The 21,764-nt window shown below is 54.9% G+C and carries 17 protein-coding genes; 13 read left to right on the top strand and 4 right to left on the bottom strand.

The genetic code is table 11. The features are described 5' to 3' along the window. Positions 1–12: 12 nt before the first annotated feature. The 3 genes from AC07VY_RS13220 (at position 13) to gshA (ending at position 6,537) form a co-directional block, all read left to right on the top strand. Positions 13–3,162: an efflux RND transporter permease subunit gene (locus AC07VY_RS13220; RefSeq protein WP_495097986.1), complete on the top strand. Its 3,150-nt coding sequence runs from the start codon at positions 13–15 to the stop codon at positions 3,160–3,162. After that, on the top strand, positions 3,155–4,609 hold the full coding sequence (locus tag AC07VY_RS13215; RefSeq protein WP_495075870.1) for an efflux transporter outer membrane subunit: 1,455 nt from the start codon (positions 3,155–3,157) through the stop codon (positions 4,607–4,609). The genes AC07VY_RS13220 and AC07VY_RS13215 overlap by 8 nt, the downstream gene beginning before the upstream one ends. A 341-nt stretch (positions 4,610–4,950) precedes the next feature. Then, entirely contained in the window at positions 4,951–6,537 is a 1,587-nt protein-coding gene (gene gshA / locus AC07VY_RS13210; RefSeq protein ID WP_495097987.1) for a glutamate--cysteine ligase, read from the top strand. Between the two features lie 78 nt (positions 6,538–6,615). Here gshA and AC07VY_RS13205 read toward each other — a convergent pair whose 3' ends face one another. Beyond that, positions 6,616–7,110: an META domain-containing protein gene (locus AC07VY_RS13205; protein ID WP_495097988.1), complete on the bottom strand. Its 495-nt coding sequence runs from the start codon at positions 7,108–7,110 to the stop codon at positions 6,616–6,618. A 359-nt stretch (positions 7,111–7,469) separates the two neighbouring features. Here AC07VY_RS13205 and garD point away from each other — a divergent pair, with 359 nt between their 5' ends. Then, positions 7,470–9,032, top strand: coding sequence for a galactarate dehydratase (gene garD, locus AC07VY_RS13200; protein WP_495097989.1), 1,563 nt, complete (start codon positions 7,470–7,472; stop codon positions 9,030–9,032). A gap of 73 nt (positions 9,033–9,105) precedes the next feature. Here the strand turns inward: garD and AC07VY_RS13195 are convergent, their stop codons facing one another. After that, positions 9,106–9,534, bottom strand: a complete 429-nt coding sequence (locus AC07VY_RS13195; RefSeq protein WP_495075866.1) for a ComEA family DNA-binding protein — start codon at positions 9,532–9,534, stop codon at positions 9,106–9,108. A 183-nt stretch (positions 9,535–9,717) separates the two neighbouring features. Here AC07VY_RS13195 and AC07VY_RS13190 point away from each other — a divergent pair, with 183 nt between their 5' ends. Further along, complete coding sequence (locus AC07VY_RS13190; protein ID WP_495097990.1) at positions 9,718–10,725, top strand: NAD-dependent epimerase; 1,008 nt, start codon at positions 9,718–9,720, stop codon at positions 10,723–10,725. Between the two features lie 3 nt (positions 10,726–10,728). Here AC07VY_RS13190 and AC07VY_RS13185 read toward each other — a convergent pair whose 3' ends face one another. Continuing rightward, on the bottom strand, positions 10,729–11,202 hold the full coding sequence (locus tag AC07VY_RS13185; RefSeq protein WP_495097991.1) for a low molecular weight protein-tyrosine-phosphatase: 474 nt from the start codon (positions 11,200–11,202) through the stop codon (positions 10,729–10,731). A gap of 324 nt (positions 11,203–11,526) precedes the next feature. Here AC07VY_RS13185 and AC07VY_RS13180 point away from each other — a divergent pair, with 324 nt between their 5' ends. The 5 genes from AC07VY_RS13180 (at position 11,527) to pepA (ending at position 16,779) form a co-directional block, all read left to right on the top strand. Next, positions 11,527–12,252 carry an ABC transporter ATP-binding protein gene (locus tag AC07VY_RS13180; protein WP_495097992.1) on the top strand — a complete coding sequence of 242 codons (726 nt, stop codon included), beginning with the start codon at positions 11,527–11,529 and terminating at the stop codon, positions 12,250–12,252. Continuing rightward, positions 12,249–13,649: an ABC transporter permease gene (locus AC07VY_RS13175; RefSeq protein WP_495097993.1), complete on the top strand. Its 1,401-nt coding sequence runs from the start codon at positions 12,249–12,251 to the stop codon at positions 13,647–13,649. The genes AC07VY_RS13180 and AC07VY_RS13175 overlap by 4 nt, the downstream gene beginning before the upstream one ends. Before the next feature lie 19 nt (positions 13,650–13,668). Continuing rightward, complete coding sequence (locus tag AC07VY_RS13170; protein ID WP_495097994.1) at positions 13,669–14,439, top strand: outer membrane lipoprotein-sorting protein; 771 nt, start codon at positions 13,669–13,671, stop codon at positions 14,437–14,439. A 4-nt stretch (positions 14,440–14,443) separates the two neighbouring features. Beyond that, positions 14,444–15,721, top strand: a complete 1,278-nt coding sequence (locus AC07VY_RS13165; RefSeq protein ID WP_495097995.1) for a hypothetical protein — start codon at positions 14,444–14,446, stop codon at positions 15,719–15,721. Positions 15,722–15,912: 191 nt separating this feature from the next. After that, positions 15,913–16,779: a flocculation-associated PEP-CTERM protein PepA gene (gene pepA, locus AC07VY_RS13160; protein ID WP_495075859.1), complete on the top strand. Its 867-nt coding sequence runs from the start codon at positions 15,913–15,915 to the stop codon at positions 16,777–16,779. Positions 16,780–16,882: 103 nt separating this feature from the next. On the opposite strand, the gene AC07VY_RS13155 is transcribed toward pepA, so the two are convergent. After that, entirely contained in the window at positions 16,883–17,956 is a 1,074-nt protein-coding gene (locus AC07VY_RS13155; RefSeq protein ID WP_495097996.1) for a hypothetical protein, read from the bottom strand. A 60-nt stretch (positions 17,957–18,016) separates the two neighbouring features. Here AC07VY_RS13155 and AC07VY_RS13150 point away from each other — a divergent pair, with 60 nt between their 5' ends. From AC07VY_RS13150 to AC07VY_RS13140, 3 genes are all read left to right on the top strand, one after another. After that, the gene (locus AC07VY_RS13150) at positions 18,017–18,883 is read left to right on the top strand and encodes a ThiF family adenylyltransferase (RefSeq protein ID WP_495097997.1); all 867 of its coding nucleotides are present in this window, start codon (positions 18,017–18,019) and stop codon (positions 18,881–18,883) included. Positions 18,884–19,607: 724 nt separating this feature from the next. Beyond that, on the top strand, positions 19,608–20,123 hold the full coding sequence (locus AC07VY_RS13145) for an XrtA/PEP-CTERM system exopolysaccharide export protein (RefSeq protein ID WP_495098075.1): 516 nt from the start codon (positions 19,608–19,610) through the stop codon (positions 20,121–20,123). Positions 20,124–20,177: 54 nt separating this feature from the next. Next, complete coding sequence (locus tag AC07VY_RS13140; RefSeq protein ID WP_495097998.1) at positions 20,178–21,761, top strand: XrtA system polysaccharide chain length determinant; 1,584 nt, start codon at positions 20,178–20,180, stop codon at positions 21,759–21,761. The last annotated feature ends 3 nt before the right edge of the window (positions 21,762–21,764 follow it).

Below are 21,764 nucleotides of genomic sequence, written 5' to 3'. Positions count from 1 at the left end.
AGCAACTGACCCATGTTTTCCAAGTTCTTTATTGACCGTCCGATCTTCGCGACGGTGCTATCGCTGTTCCTGGTGCTCGCCGGGTTGGCCGCCATGCGTGTGCTGCCGATCTCGCGCTACCCGGAAATCTCGCCACCGGTGGTGAGCGTCAGTGCGGTTTACCCCGGTGCTTCGGCCGAAGTGCTGGAAACCACCGTGGCTGCACCTATCGAGCAGGCCATCAACGGCGTCGAGAAGATGCTCTACATGAGCTCCACCTCGTCCGGTGACGGCGCGGTGTCCATCAGCATCACTTTCGACGTCGGTACCGACCTGGACATCGCCGCGGTGAACGTGAACAACCGCGTGAACCAGGTGCTGAGCAAGCTGCCGCAAGAGGTGCAGCGCCAGGGCGTGACCGTGGCCAAGAGCTCGGCCAGCTTCATGACGGTGGCGGCGATCTACTCGCCCGACGACCGCTATGACGCGCTGTACATCTCCAACTACGTGACGCAAAACGTGCTGGACGCCATCAAGCGCGTGCCCGGTACCACCAATGTGCAGATCTTCGGTGCCAAGGACTACGCCATGCGTATCTGGCTGCGCCCGGACCGCATGGCCCAGCTGGGCATCACGGTAGGCGATATTTCTGGCGCCATCACCGAGCAGAACGCGCAGTACGCGGCAGGCAAGATCGGCGCGCCGCCGAACAATACCGAAGAGCTGACGCTCACGGTCACCGCTAAGGGCCGCTTGCTGGAGCCGGAGGACTTTGCCAACATCGTGGTGCGTAGCGGCGCCAATGGTGCCATTGTTCGCGTCAAGGACGTGGCACGTGTTGAGCTGGGTGCTAAGGACTACAACTTCTATGGCCGCGTGAACGGCCACCCCACGGTGCCTGTCGGTATCTTCTTGCAGACCGGTGCGAATGCGCTGGAAACCCGTGAAGCGGTGGAAAAAACCCTGCAAGAGCTTAAGGCCAAGTTCCCTGAAGGCCTGACCTACTCCACCCCCTACGACACCACGCCTTTCGTGACGGAGTCCATCCACGAAGTGCTGAAGACCCTGGCGGAAGCCATGGTGCTGGTGTTCATCGTGGTGTATGTGTTCCTGCAAAGCTGGCGTGCCACCATCATCCCGACGCTGGCCGTGCCGGTGTCGCTGATTGGCACCATGGCGGGTCTGCATCTGCTGGGCTACAGCATCAACACGCTGACCCTGTTCGGCATGGTGCTGGCCATCGGTATCGTGGTGGATGACGCCATCGTGGTGCTGGAAAACGTCGAGCGCCTGATGCATGAAGAGGGTATGACGCCGCGTGAAGCCGCGATTGAAGCCATGCGTGAAGTGACCGGCCCGGTGGTCGCCATCGTGCTGGTGCTGTGCGCGGCCTTTATTCCAGTGGCCTTCCTGGGCGGATTGGCCGGCGAGTTGTACCGCCAGTTCTCGGTGACCATCACCATTGCCGTCTGCCTGTCTGGCATCGTGGCGTTGACCTTGACGCCGGCACTCTGCGCCGTGTTGCTCAAGCCGGGTGCGGAGCGCAAGAACAAAGTGTTCACCTGGTTCAACAAGAGCTTCAGCAACCTGACCCACCGCTATACCAAGGGTGTGGCCTTCTTCCTGAAGCGTGGCGTGCTGGGTCTGGTGTTGTTCGTTGCCATGGGCGCGCTGACCGGCGTGCTGTTCAAGCTGGTGCCCAGCAGCCTGGTGCCCGACGAAGACCAGGGCTACTACATTGCTGCGGTGATTCTGCCGGAAGGCTCGTCGCTGGACCGTACCAACCAGGTGGTCAAGCAGGTCGAAGCCGCCGTGGGCGGTAACAAGAACATCGACACCACGTTCAGCCTGGTGGGCTTGAACTTCCTGGGTGGCGGCGGCTTGAAGTCGTCCGCGGCCACCATGTTCTTCCCGCTGAAGCCTTGGGCTGAGCGTGACCAGTCCGCCCAACAGTTGGTGGGCGAGTACTACATGAAGACCGGTGGCATCAAGGAAGGTTTGCCGCTGGCCTTCGGCCCTCCGGCGATCCAGGGCCTGGGCCAGACCGGTGGTTTCGAGTTCTACATGCAGAACAAGGGTGACGGTGGTGTGCGCCGCCTGGCCCAGTTGCTGCCAGCCCTGCTGGAAGAAGCCAACAAGCAGCCCGAGCTGCAAGGCGTGAAGACGCTGTGGCAAGCCAACTCGCCCCAGCTGTTTGTGAGCGTGGATACCGAAAAGGCGCGCTCCATGGGCATCGCCGTGGCCGATATCTACAGCACCTTGGCGGCTACGCTGGGTAGCTACTACGTGAACGACTTCAACAAGAGCGGCCGTATCTACCAGGTGCTGATGCAGGCCGAAGGCCAGTTCCGCTCCAAGCCAGATGACATTGGCGCGCTGTATGTGCGTTCCAACGCCGGCAAGATGATCCAGCTGCGCTCGGTGGCGGACGTGAAGTTCGTAGCCGGTCCGGAGTCCGTGCAGCATTTCAACGCGCTGCCGTCGATCCAGATACTGGGTGATCCCAAGCCCGGTTTCAGCTCGGGCCAGGCGATTGCCGCCATGGAACGCGCTGCCAACAAGGTGCTGCCTTCTGACGTGGGTTTCGACTGGGGCGGTACCGCGTTCCAGCAAAAGCGTAGCAGCGGCGCGGCGGGTCTGGCCATTGGCGCGGGCTTTGTGATGATCTTCCTGATCCTGGCCGCGCAGTATGAAAAGTGGTCGCTGCCGTTCTCGGTGCTGTTGGCTCTGCCCTTCGGTATCTTCGGCGCGCTGGTGGCGGTGTACTTGCGCAACCATGCGAACGACGTGTACTTCCAGATTGGTCTGGTCACGCTGCTGGGGCTATCGGCGAAGAACGCGATTCTGATTGTGGAGTTCGCGATGATGAAGGTGCACGACGGCATGACGCCAGTGGCTGCGGCCCTGGAAGCCGCACGTTTGCGCTTCCGGCCCATCATCATGACCTCGCTGGCCTTTATTCTGGGCGTGGTGCCCTTGGCCATCTCCACCGGCGCTGGCGCGGCAGCGCGCCAGTCCATTGGTACGGGCGTGGTCGGCGGCATGATTGCGGCGACCTTCCTGGCGGTGTTCCTGGTGCCGCTGTTCTTTAAATTGGTGAACGACTGGAACTTCCGCAGCAATCCGGAAGACTTCGACAGCGTGAACAAACCCGCCCACGGCGAAGGAGCGGCCCATGTTTAAGCGCATGCCCAAATTTGCTATAACTCTGATAGCGGCTGGCGTACTGTCTGCCTGCGGTATTGCACCTGTTGGCCCTGACTACAAACGGCCTGAGCTGGATGTGCCCGCCACGCTGTCGGTGAACGGCACAGCCACCAATGTGGACTGGCTGAGTTGGTGGAAGGGTTTCCAGGACCCGGTGCTGGACAGCTTGCTGCAGGAAGCCTCCAGCAACAGCCAGGACCTGGCCCTGGCCACGGCCCGTATCGCCGAAGCCCGTGCCACGGTGGACCAGAACTTGTCCAACTTCTACCCGACGGTGGACCTGAATGCCAGCGCCACGCGCCGGCGTGCCAGCGAGAATTCAGCCAGCTTTTCCACCCCCGGTGCAGACCCGCATTCGAATGACCGCCAGCTGGGCCTGACCGCCAGCTACGAGATCGACTTCTGGGGCCGGTACGCACGTGCTGACGAGGCCGCGCGGGCCCGCCTGCTCAGCCAGGCTGCCAGCCGCGGAACGGTGCTGACCTCGCTGTACGCCAACGTGGCGCAAAGCTACTTTGCACTGCGCGGACTGGATGCGCAAACAACGCTGGCCGAACAGACCCTGGCCACCCGGCAAGAGAACCTGCGCTTGCAAAAGCGCCGCTTCGACGCCGGTGTGATCGGCGAGCTGGACATGCGCCAGGCCGAGTCCGAAGCCGCCAGCATCGAAGCCACGCTGCAACAGACCCGCCAAAGCCGCAGCAATGCCGAGTCGGCCCTGGCCGTGTTGTTGGGCCGCAAGCCCAGCGACATCGTGCATCCGGTGCTGGCACGTGGTGCGGAACTGGGCAAGCTATACGCCGCCCAGCCAATTCCTGCGGACCTGCCGTCCGACGTGCTGACACGCCGGCCCGACGTGGTCAGCGCCGAGCAAAGCCTGATTGCGGCCAATGCCGACATTGGCCAGGCCCGCGCTGCCTACTTCCCCAAGTTCAGCTTGACGGCAAGCTTGGGCCAGCAGTCGAAAGACATGTCGACTCTGTTCGATCCGGCATCTTTGTTCTGGAGCCTGGTGGGCAATTTGACCCAGCCCATTTTCCGTGGCGGTGCGCTGAAAGCGGTGGAAGCCGCCGCCAATGCGCGCCAGCAGCAGGCCGTGGCAACGTACACGCAGACGGTGCAAAACGCCTTCCGCGATGTCCATGACGCCTTGAACAATGTGTCTACCGGCAACGAGATCACCGCCACCACTGCCAAGCGCATCGCGGCATTGCGCGATACCTTGCGCCTGGCGGACCTGCGCTACAAGGGCGGCTATTCCAGCTACCTGGATGTGCTGAATGCGCAGCGCGATCTGATGCAGGCCGAGTCTGGCCTGATCGACGCGCAACGCACCCAGCTGAACGCGGTGGTCAGCCTATACAAGGCACTCGGCGGCGGCTGGGATGCCAGCAGCCTGGTGGCCCAAGGCACCCAGCCCTGAGCACCCGCTGGGCGACCTGTTTGCCTACGGGCAGCAGCTTGTCTTGAAGCATCAAAATAGCACCCAGCGCAGGCAATATCTGCGCTGGGTGCTATTTTGTTTGTAGCAATGCGGAGGTGCTGGTGTGCTTGCTGCATCCATGCACAGGGATGGCTTGGGCGTTCAGCCTGCCGTCCATAGGCCGCTGGGGCCGAGGTTGTCTCTGGTGGCCCTGCAGGCTGCAGCCGCCTGTGATACCTTCCGTGCCCAGTTCAGAATAGATTTACGCTTGATTGACGTAGCAGCCGAGGCCGCAGGCCGCCACCGGGTGCTACGTGAGTCCTCTTACGGATACCCACGACATGCCCAGTTTGCCCACACCGTCCCACGCCGCCTTGCTGGAGCGCCTGCAGGCACTCGCGCCCGACCGGCTCCAGGGCATACGCCGTGGGCTGGAGAAGGAAAGCCTGCGCGCCCAACCCGGCGGCAGCCTGGCGTTGACGCCGCATCCTGCTGCACTGGGCTCGGCGCTCACGCATCCGCACATCACCACCGACTTCAGCGAGTCGCAGGTTGAGCTGATCACCGGTGTGCATGCCGGTGTGGAGGCCTGCCTGGACGAGCTCACCGAGGTGCACCAGTTCACCTACCGCGCCATGCAGGCCGTGGGCGACGAGATGCTGTGGGTGTCCAGCATGCCCTGCGGTCTGCCCACCGACGAGACTATTCCCATTGGCCGCTACGGCAGCTCGAATGTGGGCCGCGCCAAGAGCGTATACCGCATGGGCCTGGGCCACCGCTACGGCCGGCGCATGCAGACCATCTCTGGTATCCACTACAACTGGTCGTTGCCAGGCGTGTCCAGCGAGGAGTATTTCGGGCTGATCCGCAACTTCCGCCGCCATGCCTTTCTGCTGCTGTACCTGTTCGGCGCCTCGCCTGCCGTGTGCTCCAGCTTTGTGGCCGGCCGCCAGCACGAGTTGCAGCAGCTCAATGAGCGCACCATGTACATGCCGCACGGCACTTCGTTGCGCATGGGCCGCCTGGGTTACCAGAGCGATGCCCAGGCCTCGCTGGCTGTCAGTTACAACAGCCTGGAAGGTTATGGCGCGTCCCTGCAAGAAGCGCTGACCCGCCCGTACCCGGCCTACAAGGCGGTGGGCGTACGCGGCACCGGTGGCGATTACAACCAGCTGGCCACCAGCCTGCTGCAGATCGAGAACGAGTTTTACGGCACCATCCGCCCCAAGCGCGTCATTCACCCCGGAGAGCGTCCGCTGCACGCGCTGCGTGAGCGCGGCGTGGAGTATGTGGAAGTGCGCCTGCTGGACCTGGACCCGTTCGTGCCCGTGGGCATCACCGCGCAGACCATGCGTTTCATCGATGTATTCCTGCTGCACTGCCTGCTGTCCGACAGCCCGCCCGACAGCCCGCAGGAAATTACCGAGCTGGCCCACAACCAGCACCGCGTGGCGGCCCGTGGCCGTGAACCTGGCTTGACCCTGGAGCGCGCCGGCGCAGAAGTGTTGTTGACCGCCTGGGGCCAGGATCTGGTGGCCGCCTGTCGCCCGATTGCCGCCGCGCTGGACGCCACCCATGGCGGCCGCCTGTACACCGAGGCGCTGGATGCAGCCGACGCGGCCCTGGTTGACCCCAGCCTGCTGTCGTCTGCACGCGTGCTGGCCGCCATGCAAAGCAGTCACGGTGGCGCTTTTGTTCCGTTCATCGCCGAGCAGTCGCAACGCACCCGCAAGACGCTGCTGGATTTGCCGTTCAGCGCCGAGCAGCAAGCCCGTTTTGAGGCCATGGCCGTGCAGTCCGTCCAAGCCCAGAAAGATATAGAAGCGGCCGACACCATGCCCTTCGACGTCTATTTGCCGCAGTACCTTTCCGCCGAGCGGCTGGAAGTGAAACACCGCCGTACGCCCGCAGCCGTGCAGTCTGCCTGACTCTTGGTGTGTGATGAAATAGGCCGCCAGCGCAGAATTTTACTGCGCTAATAGCTATCAAATATGTAGCATTTCGAGTCAGGGCTTGGGTGTGCCAGTCCATACCAGGGTCTGGCCCTGGCTGGATACCAGCCGCAGGACCGGCGGGCTGCCTGCTGCCAGCAGCAATTGCAAAGGTTGGGCGAGCAGGGCGCTGATGGCTTTGTCTGCTTCCATCAGCGGCGCTTCGCAGCCCTTGCGCGTGCCCATCAGCGGGCCCACCTCCAGCATGCCTGCATCCAGCGTCCGGTAGTTGCCGCCCAGGCCATTGCAGCCACCGCTTACCGCCATGCGGTCGGCCATGAATTCCATGACAAAGCGGCGGTCAGCGCGCGGGAACAGTACTGCCATGGCCTGGCCTTGTCCGTCGCTGGCCGAGTCCAGCGTCCATCGAAAATCCTGCAGCTGGCTGGCGGTGGGCGGGCTGGCGTGGGGCATGGCCGGGGCGTTGGCCTTGGTCGCGCAGGCTGTCAGCGCGCTACCGAATACCAGGACACAGGCGATGGCCAGCAGGCCGGCAGAACGGTTCAGCATATAAAAATTTCTCCAGCGTATTTTGAAATGGCAGCTTGCCATGGTAGGCCTTTTGCCTGACTTGCAGCTTGGGCAATCGTTTTCCTTGGGCTGCTTAAATTTTAGGCGTTGCAAGCTTTGTCTTTATAAAACAAACACTTAGCTGCCCCATACAGCGGATTTCCAAACTTATCCACAAGTTTGTCCAGTGCCGGCGGGTAAAACTTTGTGGGCGGTTCTGGCGTGCCGCTGCGCGTTTCTCCAGCTTGACGCCGCGGCGGGCTTGGGGCATCATTCCTGGGTGTTGTCTGACAACTGATGACACTCTAGATTCCAATGTTCCCACGCGCCCGCACCGCCTCACTATAAGGACCGCCCGTATGACTTCCTCCACCCCGCTGACCATTTCCATGCATCCGCGGGATAACGTGGCCATCGTGGCGAACGACGGCGGCCTGCCCGCGGGCACCGTGCTGTCCAGCGGCTTGGTGCTGCGCGACAAGGTGCCGCAGGGCCACAAGGTCAACCTGGTAGACCTGGCCGCCGACGCGCCCGTGTTGCGTTACAACGTGGTTATTGGCTATGCGGAGCGCGATATCCCGGCCGGCAGCTGGGTCCATGAGCGCCTGCTGAAAATGCCTGCAGCCCGCGAGTTGGAAGGCCTGCCCATGCCCGGCGATGCCGGGGTGGTGCCGCCACCCGTGCTGCCGCCGCTGGAGGGCTATACCTTTGAGGGCTACCGCAACGCCGATGGTTCGGTGGGCAGCCGTAACATCCTGGCCATTACCACCACGGTGCAGTGCGTGGCCGGCGTACTGGACTTCGCCGTCAAACGCATCAAGTCCGACCTGTTGCCACGCTATCCGCATGTGGATGACGTGGTGGGGCTGGAACACACCTACGGCTGCGGTGTCGCCATTGACGCGCCCGACGCCATCATCCCCATCCGTACCCTGCGCAATATCAGCCTGAACCCGAATTTTGGCGGCGAGGTGATGGTGCTGAGCCTGGGCTGCGAGAAGCTGCAGCCCGAGCGTCTGCTACCGCCGGGCGTGATCCCGATCGAAGACCAGCGCGACGCTGCATTAGACGTGGTCTGCCTGCAGGCTGAGGAAAACGTGGGTTTCATGTCCATGATCGACGCCATCCTGCGCCAGGCCGAGGTGCATCTGAAGCGGCTGAACTTGCGCCGCCGCGAGGTCGTGCCTGCGTCCGAGCTGGTGGTGGGCGTGCAGTGCGGCGGCAGCGACGCCTTCTCGGGCGTGACGGCCAACCCGGCCGTGGGCTTTGCCACCGATCTGTTGGTGCGTGCGGGCGCCACCGTGATGTTTTCCGAAACCACCGAAGTGCGTGACGGCATTGCCCAGCTGACCTCACGCGCCAGCAGCACCGAGGTAGCTGATGCCATGGTGCGCGAGATGGCCTGGTACGACAACTACCTGCAAAAAGGCCGGGTGGACCGTAGCGCCAACACCACGCCGGGCAATAAGCTGGGCGGTTTGTCGAATATCGTTGAGAAGGCCATGGGCTCCATCGTCAAGTCCGGCAGCGCGCCGATCTCGGGTGTGCTGTCGCCCGGTGAGAAGCTGAAGCAAAAAGGTCTGGTCTATGCCGCGACCCCGGCCAGTGACTTCATCTGCGGCACACTGCAACTGGCTGCCGGTATGAACGTACATATTTTCACCACCGGCCGAGGAACGCCCTACGGTCTGGCCGAGGTACCGGTCATCAAGGTGGCCACGCGAACGGACCTGGCACGCCGCTGGCATGACCTGATGGACGTTAACGCCGGCCGTATTGCCGACGGATCGGCCACCATTGAGGACGTGGGCTGGGAGCTGTTCCACCTGATGCTGGCGGTGGCCAGCGGCAAGAAAACCTGGGCGGAGCAGTGGGGGCTGCAAAATTCGCTGGTGTTGTTCAACCCGGCGCCAGTGACCTGAGCTGGGGCTAGCCCAGCGCGGGGGCCATGAAAAAACCCGCCGAAGCGGGTTTGGGAGGAGGGAGCTGGGTTGCCTATTTCTTGGCGGCGCTGGCAGCTGCTGCGGGTTTGTCGGCGGCGGCGTCAGCCTTGGCTTTTTTCGCATCGGCCTTGGCCTTCTTGGCATCGGCTTTTGCATCCGATGCTGCTGGCGCGGCGGCTGCGGCTGGTGCTGCCTTGGCGGCGGGAGCAGCTGCACCATTGAATGTGCTGCCATTGACGGTCAGGCCGCCGGCAGAAAACTTGGCGGCGTTTTTGTCGCCTATGCCTTTGACGCGCTCGATCAAGTCGTTCCAGTCCTTGAACTCGCCTTTTTTGCGTTCATCCAGGATCTTGCTGGAAATGCCCGGGCCTATGCCTTTGACACCGTCGAGATCGGCCACGCTTGCCTTGTTTACGTCCACCGCGGCGAAAGCCAGGGCTGCAGTCAGCATGGCCAGAATGGCCAGAATCTTCTTCAACATAGGTTTTTCCTTTAAGTTCATGAGCGCCGCATGCCAACGCGGCAGAAGCGTTCAATGGCCAGCATACAACGGCAGGCAGAGGTTTGGGGTTGACGTGCCGTACTCACCGGTGCTGCTGGTCGAACGCAGCAGTAACACAGGCTAAGATAGCCCCTCACAAGCATAGAGCAGAAGGATTGGGTCATGAAAATATTGGTCACGGGCGCGGCAGGTTTCATTGGTATGACTGCGTCGCTGAAGCTGTTGGCGCGCGGAGATGAGGTCGTCGGCCTGGACAATCTGAATGACTATTACGATGTCAATCTGAAGCACAACCGCTTGAAGCGCCTGACGCCGCAGAGCAACTTCCGCTTTGTGCAGATGGACGTTGCCGACCGTGCAGGCATAGCCGATTTATTCACCCGCGAGAAGTTTGACCGCGTCATCCACCTTGCTGCCCAGGCGGGTGTGCGTTATTCCCTGCAGAACCCACTGGCCTATGTAGACAGCAACTTGGTGGGTTTCATCAATATTCTGGAAGGATGCCGTCATAGCAAGGTCCAGCATCTGGTGTATGCGTCCAGCTCCAGTGTGTACGGTGGCAACACCAAGATGCCATTCTCCGAGCATGACAGCGTGGACCATCCTGTCAGCCTGTACGCCGCAACCAAGAAGGCCAATGAGCTGATGGCGCATACCTATAGCCATCTATACGGCCTGCCTACCACGGGCCTGCGGTTTTTCACGGTCTATGGTCCGTGGGGCCGGCCCGACATGGCTTTGTTTCTGTTTACCAAGGCGATCATGGAAGGGCGCCCGATCGATGTCTTCAACCATGGCAATATGCAGCGGGACTTCACCTATGTAGACGATATCGTCGAAGGTGTGGTGCGTGTGTTGGATCGTGTGGCTGCTCCAAATCCGGATTACGACGCTGTATTGGCCGACCCCGCCACAAGCAACGCACCTTACCGCGTGTTCAATATCGGCAATAACAATCCTGTCCGTTTGCTGGACTTCATCGGCTGCATTGAAGACGCACTGGGTAAGAAGGCCGAGAAGCGTCTATTGCCGCTGCAAGATGGTGACGTACCGGAAACCTATGCCAATACCGACGCACTGCAGGACTGGGTGGGGTTTGTGCCGGGTACCAGCGTGCAGACTGGTATCGGTAACTTTGTCGCCTGGTACCGCGATTACTATAAAGTTTGAAGCTTATCGGATGAGGCTTTGGCAGTGCGCAACCACGCCGCGCGCGCCAGCCTCGCAGAGATCCAGCACTCGCTCGAAACCTTGGGCATTGCCAAAATACGGGTCTGGTACTTCATCTGTATCCGTCTTGCGTGCATACGCCATAAAGCACTGAACCTTGTGCGTTAGGTGGCCGGGGCATATCTGTCGCAAATCAGCCAGATTGGACTGGTCCATCGCCAGTATCAACTCATAGGTATTGAAGTCACTTTCCGTGACTTTGCGTGAACGGTCCTTGCCGGCCACATAGCCGCGGGCAGACAGCGCATTTTTGGCACGTCCGTCCATTTTTTCGCTGATGCGGCCTGCGTGGGTGCCTGCCGAGTCCACCCGCAACTTGCGTTTGAGTCCCGCATCTTCGGCAAATTTGAGCAAGACGCTTTGCGCCATGGGCGAACGGCAGATATTGGCCTTGCAGACTATCAATATTTTGAGCATCGGACGATACTGTAACGGTGCAATTTCGATGGGGCTGAAAATGGGATGAAACCTACCGTGGTGCGCCACCAGAGGCCCTGGCGCGATGGACTGTGCGCACTGCATGTTACCCATTATCTGAGCGGCGATTTCGTCCTTCCAGGCCGCTTGTGTGCTAACGCCATATCTTGGTCAACGCGGCGTCCAACAGGCAGTATTTCGATGTCTGCATATGGTGGGTTATCTTGACCTTGATTGTGGGTACGACGTACTCTGGCGTGGTGATAATGGGCGCCCGTAGCCAAGCGTGGATGAGTGGCCTGCAACCGTAGGAACGAGGGATACATGACAGAAGAAACCTTGAGTCAGCAGCCAGTGGCAATGCTTACGCAAGTCGAGAAAACCTACAGGCTCGATTCGGTGAGCGTCCCCGTCATCAAAGGTATCGATGTGATGGTGCGATCAGCATGTTTTACGGTGCTGATGGGGCCATCCGGGAGCGGGAAGACCACTTTGCTCAACATGATCGGTTGCATCGATAGACCGGACAAGGGCGAAATTGTCGTGTCGGACTGCAAGGTGGGAGAGCTGAGCGACGATGCTTTGTCTGACTTTCGCGCCAAGAACATCGGCTTCATTTTCCAGAACTTCAATCTGCTTCCGGTGTTGAGTGCCTACGAGAATATCGAATATCCGTTGCTACTGGCGGGGGTGTCTGCCAAAACGCGCGGTACCCGTGTACCCAAGTTGTTAGAGGCGGTGGGTTTGGAAGATCGGGCCAAGAACCTGCCAGGCCAGTTGTCTGGCGGCCAGCGGCAGCGCGTGGCCATCGCCCGGGCTTTGGCCCGCAAACCCAAATTGGTCATTGCTGATGAGCCTACGGCAAATCTGGACAGCCAGACGGGGGCTGCCATTTTGTCTTTGATGCGCCGTATGGTGGACCGCTACCAGATCTCTTTTATTTTTTCGTCCCACGATCCAGAAGTTATCAAAGCGGCGGATGACACGATTTTTCTGCACGATGGTGTGATCCGTGACGTTCAGCGCAAGAATATGGGTACGCCAAAATGAGAAGAACCCTGAATCTGGCTCTGCGCAATTTGCTGCGCAACCGGCGTCGCTCTCTTGCTACTTTGGTCGCGATGTCGATTGGCTGTGCTGCCATATTGTTGTTTGGTGGCTTCAGCGGCAACATCAATTACGAGATGCACACCCGCATCGTGCAGCGGGGCGGGCACTTGCAGATCCAGCACCGCGACTTTTATCTTTATGGCAGCGGGAACCCCACCGACTACGGCATCAGTGACTACGCCAAAATTTTGACTGATATTCAGCAGGATGAAGTGCTACGCAAAATGGTACTGGTCGCCACGCCAACCTTGCAGTTCGGCGGCATTGCCGGCAACTATGCAGCCAGTGTTTCTCGTACTGTGATTGGAACAGGGTTTGTCGCCGAAGATATCAACCGCATGCGGCAATGGAATGATTTTGGCCTGCGTTCCAAGGCTCCAATTTCGACCCTGGAGGGGACGGCGTTGGACTCTGCTGTGGTGGGGGTCGGGGTTGCAAGGGTGTTGCAGTTATGTGATGCCTTGAAGGTTGAGCACTGCCCCAAGCCGGATAAGAAGCGATCAGGAGACGGCGAGGCCGTGCCGGACGATATCGCTCAGCTCAGCATGCAGGAGTCAAAAGCTGCCTCCAGCGCTAGCAATTCCAGCCCGCGCAGGGTTGAAGTGCTCTTGGTGAATTCTAGAGGTGCGCCCAATGTGACTTCTCTGGAGGTGGTTCGGGCCGAAGACCAGGGTGTCAAGGAGCTGGATGAAATCGCTCTCATCATGCACCTGGCAAAAATTCAGCAATTGGTATACGGCAAATCTGCTCCCAAAGTGACTTCCATCATTCTTCAGTTAAGACACTCCGATCAGATACCCGCAGCCGTAGCGCGCCTGGAGCCCATATTGGCAAAGTATTCCAGCAGCCAACCATTGGCGATGCTCGACTTCCGCATGTTGAATCCGTTCTATGTGCAAACGGTGCAAATGTTTGACACCATATTCGGCTTTGTTTTTTTGCTGATTGGTGCGATTGTTTTATTTACTGTCAGTAACACCATGAATACCGCTGTGGTTGAGCGCACGGTAGAAATTGGGACCTTGCGCGCAATTGGTTTGCGACGTGCTGGCATCCGGGGGCTGTTTGTCACAGAAGGGGCTTTGCTTGGTGTGTGTGGTGCAGTTTTGGGTGTCGTACTGGCTTTGGTGATTTCGGCAATCATTAATCGGCTGGATATTCCTTGGGTTCCACCTAGTACGGTAGAGCCGGTACCGCTGACCATTTTGGTAGCTGGAGAGCTGAAAATGATCGTTGGCACGACTTTGGGCCTGATTGGCATCGCCATACTATCTGCTTGGTGGCCTGCTTACCGAGCAGCACAACTCAAGATCGTAGAAGCATTGCGCCACGTCTGAATTCATCAAGGCAGTCATCATGAAGACACTACGCATATTCCTATACTTTTGTGTGCTGTGCACTACTTCGGCTTGGGCCGCACCATCGGCGGAGGAGATACTTGTCGCCAGTGATGCTATCCGCAATCCTGGCCGTGCATTCAGTGTCACTGTTACGCTGACGGAGTTTCAGGGCGGTAAGCAAGCAGACAGCAGCACCTTGACCAGTTACTCGTTGAGCCAGCATCAGGGCGGGCAATTCTCTAGCCTGATACGCTTTGTTTTACCTGCTCGTGATGCTGGTAAGTTGATGCTTAAAAGCGGCAACGATATGTGGTTTTATGACCCTAGCAGTAAAGCCAGTGTTCGCCTGTCTCCTCAGCAGCGGTTATTGGGACAGGCATCCAATGGTGATGTAGCTACCGTTAATTTGGCCAAAGATTACAAGGCAACGCTTGCTGGCGAAGAGGAAGTTCAGGATGGGGAAAAGCATATGCGCAAGGCGTATAAATTGGCTTTGACTGCAGCAACTCCCGAAGTGACATATGCCAGCATAGAAATGTGGGTGGATAAGGAAAATAACCGGCCTATCAAGGGGCGGTTCTATGCTGAATCCTCTCGGCTGCTTAAAACGGTTTATTACCGGAGGTTCCAACCGCAGCTAGGTGCCGAGCGACCAACCGAGAGTGTGATCATTGACGGGCTGGATCCCCAATCCGTGACGCTCATGCGTTTTTCTGATTACAAAGCCCGTAACATCCCTGAAAGTTGGATGCAAAGAGATTTTCTGCCCCGTTTTCAACCTGATTAATCCGATGACTATCGTTTCTCGTTCCATTTTTTTGTCTGTTGTCACGCTGGCAATGATGCAGCCCCTGCCATCTTTGAGTGCAAGTGGCGCTGAGGTAGATGCACTTAATCTCGAAAGCGATATGAGTGCTGCAGCCGAGGGCACTCGGGACACCAAGCTTTTTGTTGAGGGCGCAGTTGGCAATGCTAGCCAGCGGTATAAGTCGAGCAGTGTGAACACATCTCGCGCGTCTATAGACTTTACCCATACGGAGCGTCTTGCCCCAGGCTGGCGGGGTGTGATCTCTGACCGATTCGATCAAATTCATCCCAGGGATGCGGGTCTTGATGAGAGCGTCAACAGCTTGCGTGAGGCTTATATAAGCTGGCAGTCGGATGACGGAGGGGTAATCGCAGAAGCTGGGCGCATTAATTTGCGCTATGGGCCTAGCTATGGCTACAACCCAACAGATTTTTTCCGCGATGGTAGCTTGCGTGCGGTAACCACTGCTGATCCTTTCGCTCTGCGAGAGAATCGGCTGGGCACTGTCATGCTGAGGGCGCAAAGCCTATGGGCTGGCGGCTCTTTGTCTGTTGCATTTGCTCCCAAGATGGCAGACAACCCTAATCAGGACACCTGGAGCCTAGACCTTGGGTCTACCAATAATCGGGATAGGGCTTTAGTGGTGCTCGGGAGTCAATTTTCTCAGCGGGTAAGTAGTCAATTCTTCGTCTATAAGCAAGATGGTCTTTCGTCTGCTCTGGGGGCTAATTTGACAGCTTTGTTGTCGGACGCTGCCGTGGCGCATTTGGAGTGGTCGCGCAGTAAGGAGTCTGATTTATTGAGCCGTGTTGCGGGTCTGCCAACCAGTACTTCAACACGTAACCGATTTGCGGGTGGGGCAACTTACACCACGTTGAGTAAGTTGTCCGTAACCGCCGAATATGAATATAACGGCTTCGCACCGGACAAGCCTGACTGGTCTGCACCAGGAATGGGGGGAGCTTTGGCTCAACAAGCCTATCTAAGCGAATCTTTGCGATTGCAAGAACTTGCTTCTCGTCAAGCCTACTTGGTGTATGTAACGCAAAAGGGCCTTTTTCTCAAGGACTTGGATTTGACAGCTTACCTGCGGGTCAACATGGGCGATAGCAGCCGGCTTGCTTGGCTGGAATTGCGACACCATTGGGCTAAGTTTGATTTGACGTTTCAATTGCAGCAGAACATGGGGCGTACAGGTAGTGACTTCGGAAGTCTGCCGGACCGTCGAGCCATGCAGGTCTTGGGCACTTACTTTTTCTAACTTCTGCGACTTGAGCTAATGAGGCGCCCTGTCGAGAAATCTTACACATCGATGTTGAAAAACTGAATTTTGTTTTATAAGTCATTGATTTTTATGGATTTTTTGTGATTGGCATACTGCGTGCTTTAAGTAATCAACGGTCGATTCCGCAGTGGACCAGACTGTTTAACTTTCACTCTAAGGGGTACATCATGAAATTTTCAATGCCAAAAGTCTCCGCTGCAGCAATGGCGGCTGGTGTTGTGCTCGCATTGAGCGCAGGTTCTGCGTCTGCGGTCCCAACATTCACTATCGATAGCAGCGCGATCATTGGCGGTGCAACTGCGTTGAAAACTGGCGACAAGTTTTCTGGCACGTCGTCGGAACTTCTGCACACCACCGCAACTGGTCACACCGGTTCCGGTTGGCTGCAAGTTAGCACGCTGGATTTGCTGGGTTCGCCAGTAAAAGGTTTTGGTAGCGTGCTCGGCTCCTACGGTTTGTATGTGACTTTTGATCTGGTTGATACTTATGTGGGTGGCGGGAGTGGTGTAAATACTCCGAACAGCGTTAACCAGTTGACCCTGCTGAACTTCAAGGTATGGGCTGATCCATCGAACAACAACTCGTTCACTGCAGCAAGCGCCGCTGGAACTGGTACTGAAGCAAGCGTTTCCGGTACTGGTGACGACATCCTGTTGGGCTATGGTTCTTTATTGAACGGCGTGACCGGTTTTAACAGCTTGGGTGGTGCATATGTCAATGCTGTTAATACCTTTGCTCTGTGCACGGGTGCTGGCACCGCAGAAATTGGCGCAACCGCGATACCTTCTGCAGATTGCACCAGCGGAACTGGCAAGAGTTTCTTTGTTGATCCTGATCCGTTTTACACATTTGCTTTCACGGAGATGAATAACACGACTCAGGGCCTTACAAGCAATGGCAATTTGGTTGCTATTACTCAAGCTACAGGTGCTGTTGACTTCAACAGCGTGCCTGAGCCAGGCTCCCTGGCATTGTTTGGTGTAGGTTTGGCTGGTTTGGCTGCATCCGCAAGCCGCCGCAAGTCTGCCAAGTAAGGTAAATGTCTTCTATTCAAATTTGAATCAAGTTTGAACTAAATTAAAAGCGAGGTTTTACCTCGCTTTTTTTTGCCTACTATATAGGGAAATACATATATTTCTAAGTTGGCGTAGAGAGGGGGGATTTTATTAAATCTCTTCTGATGTATTGAGTGAGAGGTAATCTTGATGTTCTGATGCTGGGCGCACTGGCCCGTCCCATGCGAAACACCATGATTGGTAAACTTTCAGGAGCGATTTCTCTCCAACCAGAAACCAGTGTTGATCTAAGCTTATCGGATGCGCCTTGGCCAGAGTTATTAGGAAGTGCCAACATGGCTGAGGCAGCCAATGGTTGCATGGCCATTCCCAATTGTGTTGCTCTTAACCATATACGTTCCAAGGCTGCACCTACGGAGATGGCACCTTTTTCTATTCCTATCGTTGTAGTCAGCAGACCCAGCGCAGGGGCTTGCCAGCAAGGTAAGAGGCCAGCCCTTAATCCGATAATGTGATGCGCGCCAAAGAAACTTAATGACCGCATTAAATTCCAGCTTCGTAGAGCCTTAAAAATTGGTCGCATGGGACTTTCAATACTTAGTGCGCCTGGCGGGAGTAAATTTTCTGCTGTTTCGCTCCACTTTAGGTCAAAGCGAATAGATGAAAAAAGATCCTCATGCAATGATTTTTGCAAAAATCTTTCGCTCTCAGCACGCCAAATAAGCTGAAGCGCTTTTTTTCGTTGCATGCCTGTCAACCATATTAGCTGTACTCCATCAATGCTGGCGGCTGCATCATTTAAAGAATTGACTTGATGGTCATTAAGCTTTGAACCTCGATACATTCGCCGATTGGTATGCCTATGGGGAATTGCGTCTGCAAGTTCGTCGATAATAGATTCGGTAATGTTATGAAATTGTAATTCTGCAAATGGGTTTGAGCTGTTGTGCTTGTAGAGCCAGGTGATGTCGCTGCTCAGGCCAAGTGCAAGAGCTTGTATTCGCATGTTTTCTATTACGGCGCCAATAGATACAAGGCCCAGCGTCAAACGAATGGGCTCAACTGTTGCAGCAAACGCAAGTGAGGGCCACAATCGGATAGCGGAGTCTAAGATTTCCATCTGAAATACATGTTGATTGTCTGCAGATGGTGCAAGCACGCCGCTGCGTGCAATTTTTAAAATATTCTCTCTCATCTGTGCGCTCCATTTCTTTTGATTTAGTGACATTCGGTCAAGCTTATTTAAGGTGTAGATATGATATTTAATTACGAAAAAGCATTCTCACGAAATATAGGATGGCTTACTTCGGATGAACAATTGAAATTGAAAAATTCTAAGGTCGCAATTGCTGGCTTGGGTGGCGTAGGCGGAACGCATTTATTGACACTTGTGCGGTTAGGGTTGGGTAATTTTAATATATCGGATTTTGATACTTTTGATGTGCACAATTTGAATAGGCAGGCTGGTGCATTTATGTCTTCCATGGGGAGGGCAAAGCTCGAAACTATGACGACCATGGCGGGAGATATTAATCCAGATATAAATATTAAGAATTTCCCCGATGGCATTAAATTAGATAATGTAGATGAGTTTTTATGTGATGTAGATGTGTATGTTGATGCGCTTGACTTCTTTGCCTTGCCTGCACGCCGTATGGTGTTTGCCAAGTGTCGTGAAAAAGGAATTCCTGCATTAACTGCGGCCCCCCTGGGGATGAGTACAGCACTTTTATATTTCAGTCCAAATGGCATGAGTTTTGAGGAGTATTTCAAAATGGAGGGGCATAATGTGCAAGAGCAATATGCTCGTTTCATAGCAGGCTTATCTCCAGCAATGCTCAATCGTAGCTACTTGGTTGCACCGGAGGCAGTAAATTTTCGAGAAAAACGTGGCCCGTCAACGGTGATGGCATGCGAACTATGTGCGGGTGTAATAGGAACATCTGTTTTGAAGTTGCTGTTGAATCGTGGTGCAATGAAAGCGGCTCCGTGGGGAATGCAATTTGATGCATATCGCCAGAAGTTAAAATTTACTTGGAGACCATGGGGAAATTCAAATCCACTTCAGCAATTTCTACTAAGGTTTATCAGGCCTATTTTGCAGGGGCGAGTTGAAAAATAACAGTTATTTTCCATTTACTGATTAAGTTATTTTATTTATTGGTGAAATATAAAATTATTTATTTTTCTAGTCAAATCGAATGTGATGAAGTTATATGGAGATTGCGAAAATTGTCAAGCGCTATATTTTTATAGACTATTGTTTTTTGTTCGGGTGAGAGTGGTTGTGTTTGAAATTGTTGGTCAGCAACGAGGTGGGCCCCCCTAGGGAAATCCAGCCTATGTATGGAAATATTTCATGTTAGAACTTGGGACCGTAGACGGGACCACGGCCTGGCACTGATTCCGAGTTTGGAATGCTATGAAACTAGTACCTGGGATATGTAAGGTAAGGCGTCGAAAAAATTGACTGAACCACCTCTTTGTGACTGCATGGTGCTGTGCTGGAAAGGGCCTCTGATCGAGGCTGGATTTGAACCACGGCGTCCGCGATACCTTATTCTTCATAGTCAGCAAAACCGCATTGCTTTGTCTCGGCGAGTGTGCTTGGCTATCTAAATTAGACCGCCCAAAACCATGATTTTTGACTATAGAGATGTGTCGAACTAGGTTATATTCAAACTAGGTATGTGCAAGCAATTAATTCAGTACGGGGAATAATTTTGAAAACTTTTAACGTTTTTTTTGTGGCCGCAGTTCGGTGGGCCTTGGTTGCTTTAGTCGCGTCTCTTGTGACCGCCTGCTCATGGTTTTCTCCTGCATTTCCTGCCGCTCCGGCACTCGCAATGCCCTCTACCGACTACAACTACATCATTGGACCTGGGGACTCGCTCAACATCATCGTATGGCGAAATCCGGAATTGTCTATGACAGTGCCAGTGCGTCCCGATGGAAAATTGACTACACCGTTGATCGATGAGTTGAGCGTTCAAGGCAAGACCTCGGTGGAGGTTGCACGAGAGGTGGAAAAATTGCTGGCTAAGTTCGTACGGGACCCAGTCGTAACAGTGATTGTCACGGGGTTTGTGGGGCCGTACAGCGAGCAGATACGAGTAGTTGGTGAGGCGATGAAACCTCAGGTGCTACCTTACAAAAATAAAATGACTGTACTGGATGTAATGATTGCGGTCGGTGGATTGACTGATTTCGCTGATGGCAATGCAGCAACCATTTTAAGAACAGCAGAGGGTGATAAACGATATGCTGTTCGCTTGAAGGACCTTATTAAGCGCGGCGATGTTTCATTAAATGTTGAAATGCGACCTGGAGATATATTGATAATACCGCAGGGATGGTTTTGAAAAAATGATTTCCACGCATTCGATAAGTAAATATATTCAGCAAAGAATTATCTAATGGATGAAATAATTAGTCAGATACTAACCTATGCTAAAGGTGCGTGGAAATATCGATGGCTCGGCGTGGTTGTCGCTTGGTTAATTGGAATAGTTGGCGTTGGTGTAGTGCTGCGTGTTCCTGATCGTTACGAGGCATCCGCCCGCATCTATGTAGACACTCAATCGATTTTGAAACCGCTAATGTCTGGTTTAGCAGTTCAGCCAAACGTTGATCAACAAGTCGGAATGCTAAGTCGGACATTAATAACACGTCCAAATGTTGAGAAATTAATTCGCATGGCTGATCTTGATTTGTCAAGTTCATCTAAATCGGCTCAAGATGGTTTAATTGAGCGACTAATGAGTACATTGCAAATAAAAAGTACTGCAAGAGATAATCTTTATACATTATCTTATCAAGACCCAAATCCGGAAAAGGCAAAAAGAGTCGTCCAGTCTCTTGTTTCTATTTTCGTAGAGTCGAGTATGGGGGATAGTAGAAAAGACACCGATGCAGCTAAGAAATTTATTAATGAACAAATAAAAACCTATGAATCAAAACTCGAAGCTGCTGAAGCTCGTTTGAAAGAATTTAAGTTACGAAATATAGATGTTCAAACTGCAGGTGGTGGTACCGATATAGCTGGAAAACTTGGAGAAATATCATCTCAATTAAATCAGGCAAAACTTGAATTGCGCGAGGCGGAAAATGCTCGAGACGCAGCAAAATTGCAGTTACAAAATGAGAAATCTCAAAATTCAAGTATTACTTCGAAGAGTTTGCTACAAGAGTCTGCGCAATCTCTTGCCACGCCTGAAATAGATTCTCGAATTGAGGCACAAAAGAGAAATTTAGATGGCTTATTACAGCGATTTACCGAGCAGCATCCAGATATCGTAAGCGCGCGAAAGCTAATAAAAGAACTAGAAGAGCAAAAGCGTAAAGAAGTGCAGGAACTAAGAAAAACTGCCATGCTAAATAGTTCGGCTGCCAGTGGTGGTGGCAATAGCCTTGCTGCGCAAGAAATGGGGCGATTGTTGGCCTCGTCTGAGGTGCAAGTAGCCGCATTACGTGCTCGTGTGTCTGAGTATTCAGCGCGCTACGATCGGGCTCGTGAAACAATGAAAACTGCACCTCAAACTGAAGCCGAATATGCGCAGTTAAATAGAGACTACGCGATTAATAAGAAAAATTATGAAGATTTGGTCACGCGGCGTGAGTCGGCATCTTTATCAGGCGACTTGGAGTCGGCTGCTGGAGTAGCAGATTTCCGATTAATTGATCCACCAAGAGTTTCGCCAAAACCGGTAGCTCCAAATAGAGTCCTTTTATTGTTGCTTGTTATGTGTGTAGCATTGGCTGTGGGAGGATTTACTGCATTTGCTTCAAGTCAATTGAAACCCGTTTTTCACGACGCACGTACGCTTCGCAGTGTTATTGATTTGCCAATATTAGGAGTGGTCACACTTGTTATGAGTGAAACTGCTAAAGCGCGCGAGCGATCTGATCTTAAAAAATTCTTTTTAGCATCGGGTGGTCTTGTCGGAGTTTTTATTATTGCGATTGCTGCGTTGACTATTATTTCCGGACAGGTAGGGTAATTT

This window comes from Rhodoferax sp. GW821-FHT02C08 (assembly GCF_059421805.1).
The sequence above is the reverse complement of the archived record's forward strand: the minus strand, read 5'-3'. Positions and strand labels throughout refer to the sequence as shown.

Excerpts from the sequence above, each read along its gene's own strand:
- AC07VY_RS13220 (WP_495097986.1), top strand. The coding sequence starts at position 13 with ATGTTTTCCAAGTTCTTTATTGACCGTCCGATCTTCGCGACGGTGCTA.
- AC07VY_RS13215 (WP_495075870.1), top strand. The coding sequence starts at position 3,155 with ATGTTTAAGCGCATGCCCAAATTTGCTATAACTCTGATAGCGGCTGGC.
- gshA (WP_495097987.1), top strand. The coding sequence starts at position 4,951 with ATGCCCAGTTTGCCCACACCGTCCCACGCCGCCTTGCTGGAGCGCCTG.
- AC07VY_RS13205 (WP_495097988.1), bottom strand. The coding sequence starts at position 7,110 with ATGCTGAACCGTTCTGCCGGCCTGCTGGCCATCGCCTGTGTCCTGGTA.
- garD (WP_495097989.1), top strand. The coding sequence starts at position 7,470 with ATGACTTCCTCCACCCCGCTGACCATTTCCATGCATCCGCGGGATAAC.
- AC07VY_RS13195 (WP_495075866.1), bottom strand. The coding sequence starts at position 9,534 with ATGTTGAAGAAGATTCTGGCCATTCTGGCCATGCTGACTGCAGCCCTG.
- AC07VY_RS13190 (WP_495097990.1), top strand. The coding sequence starts at position 9,718 with ATGAAAATATTGGTCACGGGCGCGGCAGGTTTCATTGGTATGACTGCG.
- AC07VY_RS13185 (WP_495097991.1), bottom strand. The coding sequence starts at position 11,202 with ATGCTCAAAATATTGATAGTCTGCAAGGCCAATATCTGCCGTTCGCCC.
- AC07VY_RS13180 (WP_495097992.1), top strand. The coding sequence starts at position 11,527 with ATGACAGAAGAAACCTTGAGTCAGCAGCCAGTGGCAATGCTTACGCAA.
- AC07VY_RS13175 (WP_495097993.1), top strand. The coding sequence starts at position 12,249 with ATGAGAAGAACCCTGAATCTGGCTCTGCGCAATTTGCTGCGCAACCGG.
- AC07VY_RS13170 (WP_495097994.1), top strand. The coding sequence starts at position 13,669 with ATGAAGACACTACGCATATTCCTATACTTTTGTGTGCTGTGCACTACT.
- AC07VY_RS13165 (WP_495097995.1), top strand. The coding sequence starts at position 14,444 with ATGACTATCGTTTCTCGTTCCATTTTTTTGTCTGTTGTCACGCTGGCA.
- pepA (WP_495075859.1), top strand. The coding sequence starts at position 15,913 with ATGAAATTTTCAATGCCAAAAGTCTCCGCTGCAGCAATGGCGGCTGGT.
- AC07VY_RS13155 (WP_495097996.1), bottom strand. The coding sequence starts at position 17,956 with ATGAGAGAGAATATTTTAAAAATTGCACGCAGCGGCGTGCTTGCACCA.
- AC07VY_RS13150 (WP_495097997.1), top strand. The coding sequence starts at position 18,017 with ATGATATTTAATTACGAAAAAGCATTCTCACGAAATATAGGATGGCTT.
- AC07VY_RS13145 (WP_495098075.1), top strand. The coding sequence starts at position 19,608 with ATGCCCTCTACCGACTACAACTACATCATTGGACCTGGGGACTCGCTC.
- AC07VY_RS13140 (WP_495097998.1), top strand. The coding sequence starts at position 20,178 with ATGGATGAAATAATTAGTCAGATACTAACCTATGCTAAAGGTGCGTGG.